Source organism: Qipengyuania flava (assembly GCF_019448255.1).
In the GTDB taxonomy this organism is placed as follows: domain Bacteria; phylum Pseudomonadota; class Alphaproteobacteria; order Sphingomonadales; family Sphingomonadaceae; genus Qipengyuania; species Qipengyuania flava_A.
In genome coordinates this window covers 410,621-429,165 of the sequence record NZ_CP080410.1, presented here as the reverse complement: position 1 = coordinate 429,165, position 18,545 = coordinate 410,621, and the positions used below count along the sequence as shown (strand labels likewise).

20 protein-coding genes are annotated in these 18,545 nt (G+C 65.6%); 11 read left to right on the top strand and 9 right to left on the bottom strand.

Annotated features, from left to right (window positions below; genetic code table 11):
* The first annotated feature begins 36 nt into the window (after positions 1-36).
* On the top strand, positions 37-1,233 hold the full coding sequence (locus KUV82_RS02180) for a GGDEF domain-containing protein (RefSeq protein ID WP_219955275.1): 1,197 nt from the start codon (positions 37-39) through the stop codon (positions 1,231-1,233).
* Here the strand turns inward: KUV82_RS02180 and KUV82_RS02175 are convergent.
* Together KUV82_RS02175 and KUV82_RS02170 are read right to left on the bottom strand one after the other, a co-directional pair.
* Positions 1,230-1,541 (bottom strand): hypothetical protein, encoded by a 312-nt coding sequence (locus tag KUV82_RS02175; protein ID WP_219955274.1) that lies wholly within the window; start codon positions 1,539-1,541, stop codon positions 1,230-1,232. The two genes, KUV82_RS02180 and KUV82_RS02175, sit on opposite strands and share 4 nt — an antisense overlap.
* Positions 1,538-3,550, bottom strand: coding sequence for a ribonucleoside-diphosphate reductase subunit alpha (locus KUV82_RS02170; protein ID WP_219955273.1), 2,013 nt, complete (start codon positions 3,548-3,550; stop codon positions 1,538-1,540). The genes KUV82_RS02175 and KUV82_RS02170 overlap by 4 nt, the downstream gene beginning before the upstream one ends.
* Before the next feature lie 496 nt (positions 3,551-4,046).
* Here KUV82_RS02170 and KUV82_RS02165 point away from each other — a divergent pair, with 496 nt between their 5' ends.
* Entirely contained in the window at positions 4,047-4,289 is a 243-nt protein-coding gene (locus KUV82_RS02165; RefSeq protein ID WP_219955272.1) for a hypothetical protein, read from the top strand.
* On the opposite strand, the gene KUV82_RS02160 is transcribed toward KUV82_RS02165, so the two are convergent.
* Complete coding sequence (locus tag KUV82_RS02160) at positions 4,286-5,176, bottom strand: alpha/beta fold hydrolase (RefSeq protein ID WP_219955271.1); 891 nt, start codon at positions 5,174-5,176, stop codon at positions 4,286-4,288. The two genes, KUV82_RS02165 and KUV82_RS02160, sit on opposite strands and share 4 nt — an antisense overlap.
* A 211-nt stretch (positions 5,177-5,387) precedes the next feature.
* On the opposite strand from KUV82_RS02160, the gene KUV82_RS02155 reads away from it, so the two are divergent.
* The 3 genes from KUV82_RS02155 (at position 5,388) to KUV82_RS02145 (ending at position 6,562) form a co-directional block, all read left to right on the top strand.
* Positions 5,388-5,723, top strand: coding sequence for a PilZ domain-containing protein (locus tag KUV82_RS02155; protein WP_219955270.1), 336 nt, complete (start codon positions 5,388-5,390; stop codon positions 5,721-5,723).
* Positions 5,724-5,823: 100 nt separating this feature from the next.
* The gene (locus KUV82_RS02150; RefSeq protein ID WP_219955269.1) at positions 5,824-6,285 is read left to right on the top strand and encodes a hypothetical protein; all 462 of its coding nucleotides are present in this window, start codon (positions 5,824-5,826) and stop codon (positions 6,283-6,285) included.
* A 31-nt stretch (positions 6,286-6,316) separates the two neighbouring features.
* Positions 6,317-6,562 (top strand): hypothetical protein, encoded by a 246-nt coding sequence (locus KUV82_RS02145; RefSeq protein ID WP_219955268.1) that lies wholly within the window; start codon positions 6,317-6,319, stop codon positions 6,560-6,562.
* 64 nt (positions 6,563-6,626) lie between these two features.
* On the opposite strand, the gene nadB is transcribed toward KUV82_RS02145, so the two are convergent.
* A complete protein-coding gene (nadB, locus tag KUV82_RS02140; RefSeq protein ID WP_219955267.1) occupies positions 6,627-8,213 on the bottom strand; it encodes an L-aspartate oxidase in 1,587 nt (528 codons plus the stop codon).
* A gap of 560 nt (positions 8,214-8,773) precedes the next feature.
* Positions 8,774-9,712: an ABC transporter ATP-binding protein gene (locus KUV82_RS02135; protein WP_219955266.1), complete on the bottom strand. Its 939-nt coding sequence runs from the start codon at positions 9,710-9,712 to the stop codon at positions 8,774-8,776.
* Between the two features lie 55 nt (positions 9,713-9,767).
* On the opposite strand from KUV82_RS02135, the gene KUV82_RS02130 reads away from it, so the two are divergent.
* From KUV82_RS02130 to KUV82_RS02115, 4 genes are all read left to right on the top strand, one after another.
* Entirely contained in the window at positions 9,768-10,028 is a 261-nt protein-coding gene (locus tag KUV82_RS02130) for a zinc-finger domain-containing protein (protein ID WP_219955265.1), read from the top strand.
* 54 nt (positions 10,029-10,082) lie between these two features.
* Positions 10,083-11,504 (top strand): metalloprotease TldD, encoded by a 1,422-nt coding sequence (tldD, locus tag KUV82_RS02125; protein ID WP_219955264.1) that lies wholly within the window; start codon positions 10,083-10,085, stop codon positions 11,502-11,504.
* A gap of 56 nt (positions 11,505-11,560) precedes the next feature.
* A complete protein-coding gene (locus tag KUV82_RS02120) occupies positions 11,561-11,971 on the top strand; it encodes a hypothetical protein (RefSeq protein WP_258319805.1) in 411 nt (136 codons plus the stop codon).
* 75 nt (positions 11,972-12,046) lie between these two features.
* Positions 12,047-13,012, top strand: a complete 966-nt coding sequence (locus KUV82_RS02115) for an oxidoreductase (protein ID WP_219955263.1) — start codon at positions 12,047-12,049, stop codon at positions 13,010-13,012.
* On the opposite strand, the gene KUV82_RS02110 is transcribed toward KUV82_RS02115, so the two are convergent.
* From KUV82_RS02110 to KUV82_RS02100, 3 genes are read right to left on the bottom strand one after another with little or no spacing between them, the layout of a single operon-like run.
* A complete protein-coding gene (locus KUV82_RS02110) occupies positions 12,996-13,658 on the bottom strand; it encodes an endonuclease III domain-containing protein (RefSeq protein ID WP_258319804.1) in 663 nt (220 codons plus the stop codon). The two genes, KUV82_RS02115 and KUV82_RS02110, sit on opposite strands and share 17 nt — an antisense overlap.
* A complete protein-coding gene (locus KUV82_RS02105) occupies positions 13,655-14,947 on the bottom strand; it encodes an NRAMP family divalent metal transporter (RefSeq protein ID WP_219955262.1) in 1,293 nt (430 codons plus the stop codon). The genes KUV82_RS02110 and KUV82_RS02105 overlap by 4 nt, the downstream gene beginning before the upstream one ends.
* A gap of 37 nt (positions 14,948-14,984) precedes the next feature.
* Positions 14,985-15,689, bottom strand: coding sequence for an endonuclease III domain-containing protein (locus tag KUV82_RS02100; RefSeq protein WP_219955261.1), 705 nt, complete (start codon positions 15,687-15,689; stop codon positions 14,985-14,987).
* Between the two features lie 104 nt (positions 15,690-15,793).
* Between KUV82_RS02100 and KUV82_RS02095 the strand changes: the two genes are divergently transcribed.
* Together KUV82_RS02095 and KUV82_RS02090 are read left to right on the top strand one after the other, a co-directional pair.
* Positions 15,794-17,044 (top strand): cytochrome P450, encoded by a 1,251-nt coding sequence (locus tag KUV82_RS02095; RefSeq protein WP_219955260.1) that lies wholly within the window; start codon positions 15,794-15,796, stop codon positions 17,042-17,044.
* The gene (locus KUV82_RS02090; RefSeq protein ID WP_219955259.1) at positions 17,044-17,676 is read left to right on the top strand and encodes a TetR/AcrR family transcriptional regulator; all 633 of its coding nucleotides are present in this window, start codon (positions 17,044-17,046) and stop codon (positions 17,674-17,676) included. The genes KUV82_RS02095 and KUV82_RS02090 overlap by 1 nt, the downstream gene beginning before the upstream one ends.
* Here the strand turns inward: KUV82_RS02090 and KUV82_RS02085 are convergent.
* Positions 17,673-18,518, bottom strand: a complete 846-nt coding sequence (locus tag KUV82_RS02085; RefSeq protein WP_219955258.1) for a hypothetical protein — start codon at positions 18,516-18,518, stop codon at positions 17,673-17,675. The two genes, KUV82_RS02090 and KUV82_RS02085, sit on opposite strands and share 4 nt — an antisense overlap.
* Between the last annotated feature and the right edge of the window lie 27 nt (positions 18,519-18,545).

Sequence of the window (18,545 nt, the reverse complement as noted above, 5' to 3'; positions counted from 1 at the left end):
CGTCGGCGCGGTATTCTTGTAAGGAGCGTGTCACAAATGGATCGGGCGCAAGACTTCGACCTCGCCACCGCCGCGCACGCCGCGCTGGTAGGACGCACTCCCCCCTCGCAGTGGGATGAGCGTTTGCGCGCCGCCGGTCTCGAACAGATGCACGCCGCGCATTCGCGCGAGGCAGACTTCCTCCTGAAACTCGGCATGGTCATCGCGGTGTTGTCGCTGCTGATCGACTGGATCGCGATTCCGCAGCATTTGGCGGAGGTCGCCCTGATCCGGCTTCTCGGCGTCATCCCGCTTTCGCTGGTGGCGCTGGCCTTGCCCACGCGGTTGCTGGGCTTGAAGAAGCTGCTGATGGCGGTCTCGATGACCGCTTTTGCCTGTAGCCTCGCCTATGCCAGCCAGTTCGCGCCCGCGCCCTCCAACGCATTGCTCGCGCTCGGCGTCATCACGCTCCTTGCGCTCGGCCTGCCGGTCCTGCCGTTCCGCCGCTTCGAGGTCGTGAGCTTCGTGATCTTCTATCTCGCCGCCGTCGGGGCCTGTGTGTGGGTGTTCGAGAACGAGGTCGCGCGCGCGGAGGCGTTTTTCCCGATCGCCATCCTGGCGACTGCGGCAGCGGGCGTTCTGTCGCACCGGGTCCACTGGCTGGAGCGGCGCGATATCCTTCTCACGCTGGAAGCCGATTATCGCGCTGCCGCGCTGGAAGACAGCAACGAACAGCTCACCGCCCTGTCCTTGGAGGACCCGCTGACAGGCCTTGCCAACCGGCGGCATGCCGAGACGGTGTTCGACGCGCACTATGCTCTTCCATCCGCGCCGGGACAGGCGCGGGCTGCCTTGCTGATGCTCGATCTCGACCGGTTCAAAGCGTTCAACGACCGCTTCGGCCACCAGACGGGCGATGCCTGCCTGCGCGCCGTTGCGGAAGCCATGCGCCACACCGCCAGCCGCCACGGGGGGCTTGCCGCGCGTTTCGGTGGCGAGGAATTCGTAATCCTGCTGCGCGCTGACGACGATGCACAGGCCCTGGCGATTGCCGAGGACCTGCGCGTCGCCATCGAGCGGATCGAGATTGCCCACGACGCGGCCGGCACTACCGCGACATGCACGACCAGCATCGGGGTAGCGGTCCAGGATTCGGCGGATGCGCCGACCCTCAAGGCCATGCTGGCCTGGGCCGACGCGGCGCTCTATCGCGCCAAGGCGGAAGGGCGGAACCGCTGCGTGGCGGCGGGCTAGCGCTTCAGCGCGCTCGATAATTTTCGCCGCAGCCACACCCCGGTCGCGACCGGGACGATTGCGACATATAGCAAGAAGAGCCAGCCTTCCGGCCCTGCCGCCAGCGCACAGATCACCATCTCCCCGACCTCGCCGCGCCAGGATGCGCGCATATCGAGACAGCCGACATCGACCAGCAAGGTCTGTGCGACGATCCCCACACCGGCCAGCCATGCAATCAGCACCGCTATGGCCACCAAAAGCTCGAGGCCGCCGACCCTGATGGTCGGCGGCCTCGGCTTTTTGGAACTGGGTTTGGCGGGCGTCACTGGCAGGCGAGGCATTCCTCGTAGTCGGTCTGCTCGGCGGCCAGCTCGTACTTGGCCGCATCGGCGGTGTTGTCCGCTTCCACGCCGCCGGCAAAGCCTGCGCGCTGCACCGACTTCGAGCGGAGGTAGTAGAGCGACTTGATGCCCTTCTCCCACGCCTGGAAGTGCAGCATCATGAGGTCCCACTTGTCGACATCGGCCGGGATGAACAGGTTCAGCGACTGGGCCTGGTCGATATAGGGCGCGCGGTCGGCGGCGAATTCGAGCAGCCAGCGCTGGTCGATTTCGAAGCTGGTCTTGAACGCGGCCTTTTCTTCCGGCGTCAGGAAATCGAGGTGCTGGACGCTGCCGCCCTTTTCCAGGATCGAGTTCCAGACATTGGTCGAGTTCTTGCTCTTCTTGTCGAGGATCTTCTCAAGATAGGGATTCTTGACGATGAAGCTGCCCGACAGCGTCTTGTGCGTGTAGATGTTCGCTGGGATCGGCTCGATGCAGGCGCTGGTGCCGCCGCAGATGATGCTGATCGACGCGGTCGGCGCGATCGCCATCTTGCAGCTGAAGCGCTCCATCGCGCCCATTTCTTCGGCATCCGGGCAGGCACCGCGTTCCTGGGCGAGCACCAGCGAGGCTTCCTCGGCCTTGCCGCTGATGTGCTTGAACATCTTCAGGTTCCAGACCTTCGCCATCGGGCTTTCGAAGCCGATGCCCTTCATCTGGAGGAAGGAGTGGAAGCCCATCACACCCATGCCGACGCTGCGTTCGCGCATGGCGGAATACTTCGCACGAGCCATCTCGTCGGGCGCGCGGTCGATATAGTCCTGCAGGACGTTGTCGAGGAAGCGCATGACGTCCTCGATGAACTGCTTCTCGCCGTTCCACTCGTCCCACTTTTCGAGGTTGAGCGAGGACAGGCAGCACACCGCCGTACGGTCGTTGCCGAGGTGGTCGATGCCCGTCGGCAGGGTGATTTCCGCGCACAGGTTCGAGGTCGAGACCTTGAGGCCCAGTTCGCGGTGATGCTTGGGCATCATGCGGTTCACCGTGTCGGAGAACACGATGTAGGGCTCGCCCGTGGCAAGGCGGGTTTCAACGAGCTTCTGGAACAGCGAACGCGCGTCCACGGTCTTGCGGACCGAGCCGTCCTTCGGGCTGACGAGATCGAATTCCTCACCGGCGCGCACCGCTTCCATGAAAGCGTCGGTGACCAGCACGCCGTGGTGCAGGTTCAGCGCCTTGCGGTTGAAGTCGCCCGAAGGCTTACGGATCTCGAGGAACTCTTCGATTTCCGGGTGGGTGATGTCGATGTAGCAGGCCGCCGAACCGCGGCGCAGCGAACCCTGGCTGATGGCCAGCGTCAGGCTGTCCATCACGCGCACGAAGGGAATGATGCCGCTGGTCTTGCCGTTGAGGCCGACCGGCTCGCCGATGCCGCGAACATTGCCCCAATAGGTGCCGATGCCGCCGCCCTTGGAGGCGAGCCAGACGTTCTCGTTCCAGGTGTTGACGATGCCGTCGAGGCTGTCGGACACCGAGTTGAGGTAGCACGAGATCGGCAGGCCGCGCGTCGTGCCGCCGTTCGACAGCACCGGCGTTGCCGGCATGAACCACAGGTTCGAAATGTAGTCGTAGAGACGCTGCGCGTGCTCCTGGTCGTCGGCGAAGTAATCGGCGACGCGCGCGAACAGGTCCTGATACTTCTCGCCCGGAAGCAGGTAGCGGTCTTCCAGCGTTTCCTTGCCGAATTCGGTCAGCAGCGCGTCGCGGCTCTCGTCGATCTTCACGTCGAACCGGCGATCAAGCACCTTCTTGCTGTCATCGCCCGACGCCTTGGCAGCCGCAGCCACAGCCCCTGCAAGCGCTTCGCCAGCCGCTTCCTGGACCAGTTCGTCGCTGCCCTTGTCGGTCGTGTCCATGGAAACCGCTTTCTTCTTGGTGGTGGGTTCCTCGACGGTGTCCTGCGTATCCAGATCCAGTGCCATCGCCGTGTCGTCCCCGCTCTTGAAATCCATCGTGTGCCCCGCCGTCCTGTTTGCCGCGTTCGCCCGCTTGGAAAGGGCCCGCGTTCCGCTTGTGTTCGAGTCGGCGAGAACGCTCTCCCGCCTAGCAATTTTGTGTGCGCCCGGGGTGAAAACTTATCCCCTTTTTCCCCACAGGCCCGGCGTCAAAACGCCTCGCCCCCTATATGGGGAGTGAGGCGGCAATCGCTAGGTCTTGTGGGTACCCCCGGTAGCCCGACCACTAGATACTGAATCAGGCGGGACTCGCACGCAAGAGGGTGAAGGAAGTTTTAATGCGCCAAACCGCCCGGATCGCGGGGTGTCCTATGTTGCTGCAACGCAGCGACGCGTGGACAATCCTTGGGTTTGCGGCTGCGCAAGACACAAAATGAATCCGTGAAAAAAATTTTGCGGGCAAAAACGATCGACGCAGCTTGTGAATCATCCGAATCCGCGCACGCAATATTCGAATCCGGGCAAGCAGGTCCGGGCTGCGGAGGAAGCGAGAATGGTGAACCGGATCGTCGACATCGCAGCGCGCTGTCGCACGCCGTTCGCTGTGGTCGCGGGCATGTGGTTCTGGACCGGCTGCGCGGTCTATGCAGGCTTCCTCGACCCGCCCGAGATCCCTCAATGGGTGAAGGACGGCTATTTCTGGAGCTCGGTTGCCGCCAACGCCGCCTGGTGGGGTTATCTCAACCCCAAGGTAATCGAGCGACGCAAGCAGCTCGGCGAACTTCCCCCAGACTAGGAGGCGCTGGCCTTGGCGTGCTGGGCGATGGCTCCGGCCACCTCGTCGACCAGCTCGAGCGGGAGGTCGTGCCCCCAGCCAGGGATGGTCTTGAGCTGCGCGCCGGGAATGCTCGCCGCCGTATCGCGGCCGCCTTCGCAAGGCACCAGCGGGTCGTCCTCGCCATGCAGCACCAGCGTGGGCACCGCGATGTCCTTAAGCATCGGACGGCGATCGCCATCGGCGACGATCGCCGAAAGGTGCCGCGTCGGCCCCTGCGGGTAGACGCTGCGCTGCACGCTGGCGCGGGTGCGTTCGCGCAGCCGGTTTTCCTCGGTAGGATAGCCGGGCGAGCCGATCGTGCGGGCAAGCATCATGCCGTGTTCCACCAGCACGTCTTCCTCCATGCTCTTGGGCCGCGTGATCAGTGCCTTCATCGCTTCGGGTTTGGCGGGCGGGAGCTTGGGGTTGCCGGTGGTCGAAAAGATCGAGGTCAGCGACAGCGTCTTGTGCGCATGACGCGAGGCGAAGTGCTGCGCGATCATGCCGCCCATGCTGGCGCCCACGATATGCGCCTTCTCGATACCCAGCGCATCGAGCAGTCCGGCACCGTCATCGGCCATATCGCCCAGCGTGTAGGGCACCTTGGGGGTCAGCCCGATCTTCGACAGAAGGGTCATCTTGATGATGCCCGGCGCCTTCACGCCGTCGAACTTGTGGCTCAGCCCGATATCGCGGTTGTCGTAGCGGATCACCCGAAAACCGTGCCCGGCCAGCTCCTCGACCAGCTCGTCCGGCCACAAGGTCAATTGCGCGCCGAAGCCCATGATCAGCAGCATGGGCGGATGCGAAGGATCGCCGTGCTCTTCGTAGTGCAGCTCGATCCCGTTCGCGGTAGCCTTGGGCATTGGGTACTCCCCCTTGTCTTGTCTGTCTTTCTGTTGACACGAATTCACCGGAATCGCGCGGCATTGTCCATGGCTAATGCCGTCCGGGCGGCGATCATGGTTAGGATCGCCTTAACGCAGGGCCAATTCTGTCGGTCGTATACAAGCGCGGCCCGGCGCTCCGAGTCATCCTGCAGGGCGAGCAGGGACCGGCAATGACAGGATTCGCCCCATGACCGAGCGCAGGCGCGAGCAGCGCCGTACCACGCAGGACACCGTCCGGGTGAACATTGCCGGCACGGGCCTGCGCTGCCTGATGCGCAACCTCTCGCCCTCGGGCTGCATGATCGAATGCCGCGACCTGGTGGCCGATGTCGGCGCACCGGTCGAGCTGGTGCTGCTTCCCGGCCAGGTCATCACCGGCGAAGTCGCCTGGCAGCTTGGCGAGAGCATCGGCGTCTTCTTCCTTGAACCGATCGCGCCGTCCATCGTGCGCCATTTCGCGCTCGACGATTGGGCGCTGCGCGGCGACTGGGCGGCCGGCAATTGGGATAGCTCCGGCGCCTGAGCCGCGCCTAGCACACACGCACTAGCACGCCCGGCCGATGGGGCGAGGCAGCCCTTTTTCGTAGTCCTGACCCGTCACGAATTCGACGGGAGCAGGACCGATGACAGACCGCAGCGAGCTCGATTGCCCCAGCGCTTCGCACAGCCATGCCGAGGCAAAGCTGCTGGGCGTGGTCCTCGATGAGGGAGGCGAAGCGCGCGTCTCCTATCTCGAAAAAGCGGCGGACGTGCCGGAGGATTTCGACGCCGAAGCGCTGGGCGTCGACCCCGGCCATGCGCTGCGTTTTTCCGCTCCCTGCCACAACAAGGGCTGCGGCCAGTGGAAGGACGGCGGCTGCGGCCTCGGCAAGGAAATCCTCAAGCGGCTCTCGCCCGTCGTCGATGTCGCGCCCGCCTGCACCTTGCGCTCGACTTGCCGCTGGTTCGCCGAGAACGGCGTCGCAAGCTGCCTGCGCTGCCCGCAGGTGACGACACGCCGCCACAAGAGCGAGGCCGTGTCGCGGCATGTCCATTCGGTTCCGTCCCCTGCCGCCCCGGCCGGCGGGGAAACGGTTTCGCCTTGATGCCCGGGACCGTTTGAAAGGACACGAAACCATGACCATCAAGACCAAGGCGGGGCGTCTCGGCGCAGCCGATCTTTCCGCCGCCATCCAGCAGGCTGCCGACGAAGCCAAGGCCCGCATCCAGACGATCGAAGACCCCGCGCTCGACGCGGTGGCCGGCGGCATCGACATCGTAACCACGATCGGCGGTGACGATAGCGACGATGGCGACGACTGGATGACCGACGGCGCGGTCATGCCCGACCCCTTCCCGACTCCCGACATCCTGAAGTTCTGATTTCAGAGCTCGGGATCGGGGACCGGCCGCAGCGATCGCAGCGCTGCGGCCGGTCTTCCGCGTATCAGGGCACGAGCACCGTATCCTGCGGATCGGGATCGGTTTCGGGATAGTCCATGATGAAGTGGAGGCCCCGGCTCTCGTGGCGCTTGAGCGCGCTTTTCACGATCAGCCCCGCGCAATCGAGAAGGTTGCGCAGTTCGATGAGGTCGGTGGTGACGCGGAAGCTGCCGTAATAGTCGGCGACCTCCTGGCGCAGCATCTCGATGCGGTTGCCCGCGCGCTCCAGCCGCTTGGTGGTGCGCACGATACCAACGTAGTTCCACATGAAGCGGCGGATCTCGGTCCAGTTCTGCTTGATGACCACTTCTTCATCCGAATCGGTCACGCGGCTTTCATCCCACGGCAGGATTTCGGGCGGGTCGTCGAGCTTGTCCCAGCATTCGAGGATGTCCTTGGCAGCCGCCTCGCCGAAGACGAAGCATTCAAGCAGGCTGTTGGACGCCAGGCGGTTCGCGCCGTGGAGGCCGCTCTCGGTGCATTCGCCCGCCGCCCACAGGCCCGGCAGGTCGGTCTTTGCATCCAGCCCGATCTTGACGCCCCCGCAGGTGTAGTGCTGCGCCGGCACCACGGGAATCGGCCCCTTGGTCATGTCGATGCCGAGGCCCATCAGCTTTTCGTGGATCGTGGGGAAATGCTCCATCACGAACTCGGGCGGCTGGTGGCTGATGTCGAGATGGACATAGTCGAGGCCGTAGCGCTTGATCTGGTCATCGTTCGCCCGCGCCACGATATCGCGCGGAGCGAGCTCCATGCGTTCCGGGTCGTAATTCTCCATGTAGCGCTCGCCCGTGACGGGGTTGAACAGGCGCCCGCCCTCGCCGCGCACGGCTTCGGTGATGAGGAAGTTCTTGACCTCGAGATGGTAGAGGCAGGTCGGGTGGAACTGCATCATCTCCATATTGGAGACGCGCGCGCCGGCCCGCCAGGCCATCGCGATCCCGTCGCCGGTCGCGCCGCGCGGCGAGGTGCTGAAGAGGTAGACGCGCCCCGCACCGCCCGCCGCCAGCACGGTGGCCCGCGCCAGGTGGGTGACGACCTTGCCGCTTTCCTCGTCGAGCGCATAGGCGCCCCAGACCCGGCCCGATCCCGAATATTCGACTTGGTTTCGCCCGGTGACGAGGTCGATGCAGCTCTGCCCCGGCAGCAGGGTGATGTTGGGGTTCTCTTCCGCCGCCTTCAATAGCGCAGCCTGAACCGCCCAACCGGTCGCATCGTTCACATGGACAATGCGGCGGTGCGAATGCCCGCCCTCGCGGGTAAGGTGGAGGTCGCCCTCGTCGCGGTTGAAAGGAACGCCCAGTTCGCACAGCCGGTCGATCGAGGCCGGGGCGCGTTCGATGACGAATTCCACAGTCTCCAGATCGTTCAGCCCCGCGCCCGCTACCATGGTGTCGCGGATATGGTTCTCGAAGGTGTCGCCGGCATCCAGCACCGCGGCGATCCCGCCCTGCGCCCAGGCGGTCGATCCACTGTCGAGCCGGCCCTTGGCCAGGACCAGCACCTTCTTGGTTTCCGCAAGCGCCAGCGCAGCGGTAAGGCCGGCAGCGCCCGATCCGATCACAAGAACGTCGTGGGGAGTGTCTGTCATGCGCGCGTCATGCCGATGCAAACGGCACGCGGCAAGAAAGGAACGCCTCGGCGCAGCGCTGTTAAGGTTCTTCCCTCAACGCATTAGCGGCCGGATTAGCAGGGGACCTTTGTAAGCGGGGGCGCAATGAGGGTCGCAAAAAATGGGACTGGGACGCATTGCCTGCGCATTCGGCAGGCACCGGGTTGATCGCGAGAACGTAAAACGCGCAGGCGGCATGCAGGTGGGCCGCTGCCGCAGCTGCCGTGCACCGATGGAAGAGGTGGAGCCCCACTTGTGGGCGGTGCAGCAGGTGCATGACGCCGGGCTGGGGCCACGGGCGATTAGGTGATTTTGATGGGTGCGTGAAGCGCATCCGCGCTTCCCTTAACTGTTCCGTCCCTCTCCCCCACCCGACCACCCATTCAGGATAATTCTGTGGGTGGCCGGGTGGGGGAGAGGGACGGGACAGCCGCAAGCTATCGACGGATGTCGATAGCGCACTCAACCAAAACTCAGCCGCGGGATGCAACAGCCGCAAGGGCCGGACGAAGGTCCGGTCCGCACCCTTCAAAACAACCCTACCCCGCGCCGGTCAGCTGGACGAACACGTCTTCCAGGTCCGCTTCGCGCGTGGTCACGTCCTCGATGGCGTAGCCGTGGCTCTGGACTATCGCGAGCACCTGGCCTGCGCTTGCCTTGTCGCGGTCGTAAGTGATCTCGAGCTTGCGGGGTTCGAGCACCTCGGCCTTGGTGAAGGCCTCTTCCATGATCGGTCCGCCAAGGTCCTTGTCGACCGTGACCGAGACCACCTTCTCGCGCGCCATGCCGACGAGTTCGCGGGTGGGCTTTTCGGCAATCAGCTCGCCGTGGTTGATGATCGCAATGCGGTCGCACAGCTGCTCGGCTTCCTCGAGATAATGCGTGGTGAGCACCACGGTCACGCCTTCGCGGTTGAGCTCGGTGACGAGCTCCCACAGCTGGCGGCGCAGCTCGACATCGACGCCTGCGGTCGGCTCGTCCAGCACGAGGATCGGCGGCGAGTGGACCATGGCCTTGGCGATCAGCAGGCGGCGCTTCATCCCGCCCGACAAGGTGCGCGCGTAGGCGTCGCGCTTGTCCCACAGATGCACCGCCTTCAGCAGCTCCTCGCTGCGGCGTTCGGCCTTGGGGATGCCGTAGAATCCAGCCTGGTTCTCCAGCACCTCGAACGGGGTGAAGAAAGGATCGAAGACGATCTCTTGCGGCACGATCCCGATCGAACGCTTGGCGTTGCGCGCGTTGTCGGTGATGTCGAAGCCCCAGATGTCCGCGCTGCCGCTGGTCTTGCGCACCAGGCCGGCAAGGATGTTGATCAGCGTCGACTTGCCCGCGCCGTTCGGCCCGAGAAGCCCGAAGATCCCGCCCTGCGGAACATCGAAGCTCACGCCCTTCAGCGCTAGCTTGGGCGGCTCGCCGGGGCCGGGCGAGGCGTATTCCTTGACGAGATTGTCGATACGAATGGCAGGAGGCGTGGTCATGCCGCGTGACCTAGGCTCTTGAGCGGCTCGGTTAAACCCATTATCGGCCCTCACCATGAGTCTGCCTCCTCCCGAAGTGTCCAAGGTCACCACCCGCCGCGTGTGGTGCGACGGCGCGACCGACATCCGTACGGGCGAAAACTACAAGCCCTCCGCCCTTGGCCACCCCAAGGTCTATCTCGAGATCGACGAGCACGGCTATGTCGATTGCGGCTATTGCGACCGGCGCTTCGTCCTCGAAGGCGGCCCGGCGGACGGCGTCGACCAGTCGCAGCTGATGGATATTTCCGAAGGCGGCGATCCGGGCCACCGCTAGTTCGGGTGGGCTAACCCCTCGCCTTCGTGCATCGGTGTCCCTACATAGTGGGGCATGACGCAAGCGACCGATCCCCACGCCCTTCTCTACAGCCAACTCGACCCGGAAGAAGCCAAGGCGCTGACCGCGCGACTGCTGGCCCCGTGCGACGATGGCGAGCTTTACCTGCAATTTATCGCGACCGAGAGCTTTGCGTTTGATGACGGGCGCCTGAAGACGGCCGATTACAGCCGCGATTCGGGCTTCGGCCTGCGCGGGGTTTCGGGCGAGACGACCGGCTTTGCCCACGCCAACGACATCAGCGCCAAGGCGATCGCGCGCGCGGGCGAGACGCTGCAGCTGCTCGATCCGACCAAGACCGCCCACGCTGCGCCGCCCGAGCGGACCAACCGCCACCTTTACACCGACGCCAGCCCGCTGGACCTCGTGCCCTTCGCCGAGAAGGTCGCTCTGCTGGAGAAGATCGACGCTGTCGCTCGCGCCAAGGATCCGCGCGTGGCGCAGGTAACCGCCGGCCTTTCAGCAAGCTGGAGCGCGATCGACATCATCCGCGCCGACGGCTTCACCGCGCGCGACATCCGCCCGCTGGTGCGGCTCAACGTCCAGATCGTTGCCGAAGCGAACGGCCGGCGCGAAACCGGCAGTTTCGGCTTTGGCGGACGCTACCTCTACGACGATCTGTTCGACGAAGGCCGCTGGATGAAGGCCGTGGACGAGGCCGTGCGCCAGGCCTTGGTCAATCTCGAAAGCGTCGAGGCACCTGCGGGCGAGAAGACCCTGTTGCTCGGCCCCGGCTGGCCGGGGATCATTCTCCACGAAGCAATCGGCCACGGGCTCGAAGGCGATTTCAACCGCAAGGGCACCAGCGCTTTCAGCGGCCGGATCGGTGAACGCGTGGCCGCGCCCGGCGTGACCGTGATCGACGATGGCAGCATCGCCAACCGTCGCGGTTCGCTGTCGATCGACGACGAAGGCACGCCGACGCGCGAGACCGTGCTGATCGAGGACGGCATCCTCAAGGGCTACATGCAGGACCGCCTCAACGCCCGCCTGATGGGGGTGGAGGCGACCGGCAACGGACGCCGCGAAAGCTACGAACACGCACCCATGCCGCGCATGACCAACACCTTCATGCAAGGCGGCAACGACGACCACGAAGAGCTGCTCAGCCGGGTGGACGACGGCATTTACGCCACCAGCTTCGGCGGCGGGCAGGTCGATATCGTGTCGGGCAAGTTCGTTTTCGCCTGCACCGAGGCCTACAAGGTCGAAAAGGGCAAGATCGTAGCCCCGATCAAGGGCGCGACGCTGATTGGCGACGGGCCCACCGTGCTCACCAAGGTGCGCGGCATCGGCAACGACATGGCCTTGGACGAAGGCATCGGCATGTGCGGCAAGGGCGGACAGAGCGTGCCGGCCGGCGTCGGGCAGCCCACGCTGCTGGTCGACGGCATCACTGTCGGCGGCACGGCGTAACTCATCGCAGGTTCAGGCGAATAGTGTAGTATCCGCCCCTTCCAAGGAGACTCGCCATGTTGAAGCCCCTTACCCTTGCCGCAGCAGCCATCGGCCTGCTGGCCTCCCCCGCCCTCGCCGACGATCACGGCGAAATGACCCGCGGAGAGAAGAAGCTCGCCAAGATGCTCGAAGGCCGCGAGAAGGGCGAACCGCAGCGCTGCATCCAGACCGTGGGCAGCCGCAGCCTGACGCGTATCGACGGCACCGCGCTCACCTACAAGTCGGGCGACACGCTGTGGGTCAATTACACACGCAACCCCGACAGCATCGATGATGGCGATGTCATGGTGATCAAACGCTTCAGCAGCGGCACACTGTGCCGCACCGACCAGATCGAGCTGGTCGACCGCCTGAGCGGCATGTTCAGCGGCGTGATCTTCCTCGACGAATTCGTGCCCTACACCAAGGTCGACGCCGAGGGCTGACGCTGGCTCGGCTCCCGAGGGTAGCCAAGCCGTCATGCAGGGCGCATAGGTCTCTTCCAAGAGGAGAGACCCCCTATGCCCAGCCCCCAGACGCCTGTGAATTCGCCCTTCGGTTACCGCTCGATCGCCCGCGAGGTGGTCGAGGGGATCGACCTGTCCGGCAAGACCGTGGTGGTCACCGGCGGCTATTCGGGCATCGGCACCGAAACCGTCCACGCCATCGCCGGAGCCGGCGCACGGGTGATCGTCGGCGCGCGGCGGCCCGAGCAGGCGGACGAGGTGCTGGAGGGCATGGACGGCGATATCGAAATCATACCGCTCGACCTGTCCGATCCCGCCTTGATCGATGCCTTCGCCGAAGAGGTCGCGGGCGCAACCGACACGATCGACATCCTCATCAACAACGCGGCCATCATGGCAAGCCCGCTGGCGCGCGACGCGCGCGGCTACGAAATGCAGTTCGCCACCAACCACCTGGGGCACTTCCAGCTGACCGCGCGCCTGTGGCCGCTGCTGGTCGCTGGCGGCGGCGCACGGGTCGTGGCGCTGTCCTCGATCGGCCACCGCCTCCACGGGCTCGACCTCGACGATCCCAATTTCGAGAATCGCGAGTACGACAAGTGGCTTGCCTACGGCCAGGCCAAGTCGGCAAACGCGCTCTTCGCGCTCCAGCTCGACACGCTCGGCGAAGCGAAGGGCGTGCGCGCCTTTGCAGTGCACCCCGGCGGGATCGCCACACCGCTCCAGCGTCACCTCACCATGGAGGAACAGCGCGCGATGGGCTGGTACGACGAGGAAGGCAATGTCCACGAGGCCTTCAAATCGACCGAGGAAGGCGCCTCGACCAGCGTGTGGTGCGCGGTTTCGCCGCTGCTTGAGGGCAAGGGCGGCGTTTATTGCGAGGATTGCGAAGTGGCGGTGGCCACCGACCCCGAGAACCCGCGCGCCGGCGGCTACTGGCCGCACATCCGCGACGAGGCACTGGCACGCGCGCTGTGGACCAAGTCGGAAGAGATGGCCGGGGTCAGCTTCCCCGGCTAGCCGCGTAATAGAGGCACAGGTCGGACACCGGGCAGCTTTCGCACTTGGGCGCCCGCGCGGTGCAGATGCGTTTGCCGAACTGGATCAGCCAGAAATGCCCGTCGCGCAGAGCCCAGTCAGGGGAACGCGCCTCGAGCTGGGCGGCGGTCTTGTCGGCCGTCTTGGCATGGGTCAGCCCGATACGGTTGCACACGCGGTGGACATGGGTGTCGACCGCGATCACGTCGTGCCCGAAGGTGAAACTCAGCACGATGTCCGCACATTTGCGCCCGATACCGGGGAGCGCCATCAGCCCTTCGCGCGTGTCGGGCACCGCGCCGCCATGCTCGGCCAGCAGTGCCGTGCAGAAGGCGCGGATGTTGCGCGTCTTCATATTGTAGAGGCCGCAGGGCTTGATGGCCTCCGCAATGGCCTCGTCTTCCAGCGCCAGCATCGCCTGCGGGGTCGTCGCCAATGAGAACAGGGCCCGCGTCGCAGCAGCCGTGTTGCGGTCGAGCGATTGGGCGGAGAGCATGCAGGAGATACACGAACGAAACGCATCGGGCTGGCCCTTGGGCCCCTTCGCGCCGCGCGTGCGGCCCGGCATGGCCTCGGCGAGCCGGCGGTAGACTTCTTCGACCTCGCTTTCGGAGAGCTGTCCGCTCACCGCGGCTCGCGCCGGGTGACGGCACGGCCAAGGAACACGCCGAGCACCGCGAAGGCGGGAAGCATGAGGCCGGGATCGGGTAGTTCGAAACCGAAAACCGACCCCACGACGCGCGCCACGGCGGTGAGGCCGAGCATTGTCGCAACGCCCACCACGAGGAGGCCGAAGCCGTTGGCGGCGAGCCCGTTGGCCCGCTCGCCCAGCAGCGCCTCGTCGTTCATTGCCGCAAGCAGGAACAGCGCCACCAGCGGCAGGAGCGCGCCGTTGAACGCCTGGGCTGCGAGGATGGCGGGGCCCGGGCGCACATCGGCAAGGCCGAGGGCGAGACCGGTCAGCAGGACCGCCAGCCAGACGGCTCGGAAGCGCCAGCCGTTCGCACTCCATTCCGACGCCTCCGCCGATCCGAACAGCCCGCGCGCGGTGATGGCTGCAGCCAAGGGCGCGGTGACGGCAGAGGAAACACCGGCTGCCAGCAATCCGATGCCAAAGCCCGTGCGCGCCCAGTCGCCGAGCCGCTCGGCCAGAGTGTCGCCGAGCGCCGCGAAGGAGAACTCGCCGGCAAGCGCGGTGCCCACCACGAGGATCGCGGCCGTGATCACGACGCCGAGGCCAACCGAAACGGCAAGGCCGAAGCGCATGTCGTCAATCCCCTGCCCCCGCGCGAGCGCCGCTCCGAGGAACAGGTTGTAGGGCACGACAGTCGTCCCCACGAGCGCCAGGACACCGAGCAGCGCGGCGGGATCATCGGCAAAGCCCGGCGTTGGCACCAGTCCGGCGAGCAGCGGCCCGATCTCGGGAGCGAGCGAGATAGCGACGGCGAGAAAGCCCACGCCCATCAAGGCAACGAACCCCGCCATCAGCCGCGCCACACCCTGCGGCGATCCGGCGAAAAGCAGCGCGCCTGCCGCCAGCGCAAGCACCAGCGTCACGCTTTCCTTCGAAAGGTCGACCGCGAGCATCGCGCCCGCCGCCCCGCCGAGGATATTGCCCGCCTCGTAGGCCGCGCAGCCCAGCAGGATCGCGCCGCCCACAAGGACCAGCGCCATCACGCGCGGGAAGCCGGTGGGGTAGCGACGGCGCAGCACGGTCGCGAGATCGTCGCCCGTGGTCACGGCCAGACGCCCGGCAAACTCCTGCAGGGTGAAGGTCGCGATGCCGGAGAAAAGGATGGCCCAGAGCAGCGCCGGGCCGGTTCCAGCACCTGCGCTGGCCGCCGCTGTGACCGTGCCGGGGCCAATGAACGCGGCCGCGATTGCGGACCACAGGAGGATCGTGCCGATGCGCTTCATGGCCGCGCCTTGTGGCGCAAGCGGCGGCGCGCTGCAATCAGGTGCGGCGGCGACCCGTCTCGCACAGCGCCTGAGCGGGACAGGTCGCGCAATCGGGCGCGCTTGGCCGGCACCAGGTCTGGCCGAGCTTCTTCATCAGGAGGTGGTGCTCGTCATAATCCGCGCCCGACCACTCTTCGGGCATCACCGGCATGATCGCATCGAAGGCGCGCGCCGTGCTGGCCTTGACCGGCACCAGTCCCATGCGCTGGAGGATGCGCGTGTGATGCCCGTCGAGGACGATGGCCCGGCGATCGAGCGTGCTCGCGTTCATGACGCCCGCGGCAATCTTGCGGCCGATGCCGGGCAGCTGTTCGAGCCAGTCCATCGCCGCGCCCGTCTCCATCGCTTCGAGATGCGACAGGTCGACTCGGCCGCGCAGGTCCACCAGCGCGGACAGGCTCGCCTTGAGCCGTTCGGCGGCAATGTTGGGATAGGTCTGGGTTGCCAGCTCGGCCTGCAGGTCTTCCAGCGGCGCGCCGGCCACCGCCTCCCAGCTTCCCCAGCGCGCAATCAGCCGATCGGTGGCCGCATTCGACACCTCCGACTTGGTGCGCGCGCCGATCACGCCTTGCACCAGCACCCATTCGGGCCTGCGCCATTCCGCCGCCGCCCGCTCGATCCGGCCGAAGCGCTGGACGAGCAGGTCCTGCAGGCGGCGCAGGGTCTGGGTGCGCGGATCGGGTCCGAGAGGAAGCTCCATCGGCATCGGCCATGCCAGCCGCCTCGCCGCCGCGCAACGCGCCCGCTTGTCGGCTGCGCAAGTTTAGGGTATGTACCCTAATTCTTGGGAGAGGAGCTTACATCATGGCCACTGCAGCAGACCTTCGGGTCAAGCCCGCCGAGATCGATCCGATCGATGTCTCGCGCAAGGAACTCTATGTGGAGGACCGCTGGCAGGAGCCCTTCCGGCAACTGCGCGAGCACGCACCGATCCAGTGGGTGCCCGATAGCGATTTCGGCCCCTATTGGTCGGTCAGCACCTACAAGCCGATCCAGCATATCGAGGCGCTGCCCAAGCTCTTCTCCTCGTCCTGGGACAAGGGCGGCATCGCCATTTCGGGCGACCCGGCGCTGCTGGAAAAGTGGAACATGAAAGAGCCCATGTTCATCGCCATGGACCCCCCGCTCCACACCGGCCAGCGGCGCGCGGTGGCGCCAAGCTTCGGCCCTTCCGAAGTCGCCGAGATGAAGGCCGAAGTGCAGGAACGCACCGCCGAAGTGCTCGACAGCCTGCCCATCGGCGAGACATTCGACTGGGTGCAGAAGGTCTCGATCGAGCTGACCACGGGCATGCTCGCCAAGCTGTTCGATTTCCCCTGGGACCAGCGCCACCACCTCACCGAATGGTCGGACTACGGCGGCGACGTCGAGCTGATCAAGGACGACGAATCGATCCAGCGCCGGCTCGACAAGATGCAGGAAATGGGGATGGCTTTCGGCGCGCTCTGGCAGCAGCGGATCGAGAACCCCGGCAAGGACCTCATCAGCGTGATGATGCAGTCCGAAGCCATGAAGGACATGCCGCCCGAGGAATTCATCGGCAACCTCATCCTGCTGATCGTCGGCGGCAACGATACCACGCGCAATTCGATGTCGGCCTATGCCTATGGCCTGAGCCAATACCCCGAAGAACGCGCAAAGCTGGAAGCTGACCCTGCGCTCATCCCCAACGCCGTGCAGGAGATTATCCGCTGGCAAACGCCGCTCTCGCACATGCGCCGCACGGTCGTTGAAGACACCGACATGTTCGGACCGATGATGAAGGCCGGCGACAAGGTCGTCCTGTGGTACCTCTCGGCCAACCGGGACGAGGACATCTTCGAGGATGGCGAAGCGATCAAGGTCGATCGCCACAACGCCCGGCGCCATCTTTCGTTTGGCTACGGCATCCACCGCTGCGTCGGCGCGCGCGTGGCCGAATTGCAGCTCCACACGCTGCTCGAGGAAATGGCCAAGCGGCGCCTGCGCGTGAACGTGGTGGGTGAGCCCGTCCGCGTGCCGGCCTGCTTCGTCCATGGCTACAAGAGCCTGCCGGTCCAGCTGTCGCACTATTGATGAAGACGCGCGAGCGCATCGTCCTCGTCGCGCGCGAGACCTTCAACCGCGAGGGATACGGTGCGGTCACCACGGCAGCGCTGGCCGAGACCTGCGGCATTGCCGAGGGCAATCTGTGGTACCACTTCAAGACCAAGCGCGACCTGCTTTCTGCCATTGCCGAACAATTCGCAGGCCGGATCGAGGAGCGGCTGGCCGACCACCCGGACCCGGCCGATCCGCTAGGGTCCTACTGCACGATCCTGCGCTCCATGATGCAGGAGCTGCGCGACTTCCGCTTCCTCTACCGCGACCAGCCGCATTACGGCGAACACGTCGAGCCGATCGCGAGCAATGTCGCTGCCTGGCTCGTTCGTTCGGAAGAGAGCTTCGAGGCGCATCTTGCCGCCCTCGTCGATGCAAGGATCCTCGATCTCCCGCGCGAGCGACTGCACGACCTCGCCATCAACGCGACCATAATCCTTCGCTACGGGCTCGAGCATTTTGCCGAGCTGGGCGAACCGCAAGGCGCCGTCCGGCGGACGCTTGAGCGCCAGCTGACCCTGTTCGAGCATGCTCTCGACCCGAAGGCCGCCCTGGCGATCCACGCGGAAATCGAGCGGATAGAAGAAGAGGTCCGCGCCGCCGCCTAGGGGGCGATGGCGAAACGCTCCACGAAGTCGCCGACGCCTTCCATGTCGTCGAAGCCGAAGATGTAGGCGATTTCGACCGTGTCGGAGAAATCGAGCCCTCCCTTGGCCACCGCCGGGTTCACATAGGCGGCGACCGGGTTGTGGAGGTCCGAAAGGCGCTTCGCCTCGGCCCAGATCGGTCCGATCCGCTTGTCCGCCAAAAGCGCCTGCCAATGCGAGCCGTCGTCGGTGTTGAAAGCGGGCGAGCCGTTGTCGGGGAAGTTGCCGTCCTGGATCCGGTGATAGCGCGTGTTGTAGACGACCGTCTGCATCGCCTCTTTCGAGGTCATGCTCTCGTTCCAGTAGCTGTGCTGCACGACATGGACTCTGGTCCACATCGCCTTCGGCAGCCGCTCGACCGCCGCCGCCGTCACATCCGACTGCCCCGCCTCGGCCACCCAGACCTTACCGCCAGCCGCAATGGTCGCCTCCATGCGCGCGGCGAGCGTGGCAATCGCCCCCTCGCGGTCGGCATGCGCATCCTGCCACTTGTCGCCGAAGGCCAGCCTGAAGAGCTCGGCCGCATGCAGGAACTCGCCCCCTTGCGAGCCATAGGCCCCGGCCGTGGCGATATAGTCGACACAGGCATAGGCCGGATGCATGAGCACCGACCCGAGCCCCGCGACGGCCTGCAGGTCGTCGACGTCGGGCTTGGAATCGTAATTGGCAACGAGCAGGTCGCGGGAAGGATCGAAGAGGCCGATTTGCGGAGCGGCCTCACAATCGGCTGGTTCATGCGCTTGGGTCGGAATCGCGCAGGCGAGGGCCAGGAGCACCGCGCATCGGGTCAGGGCATTCGTCAAATTCTCTCTCCTAGCGTTACCAACGCG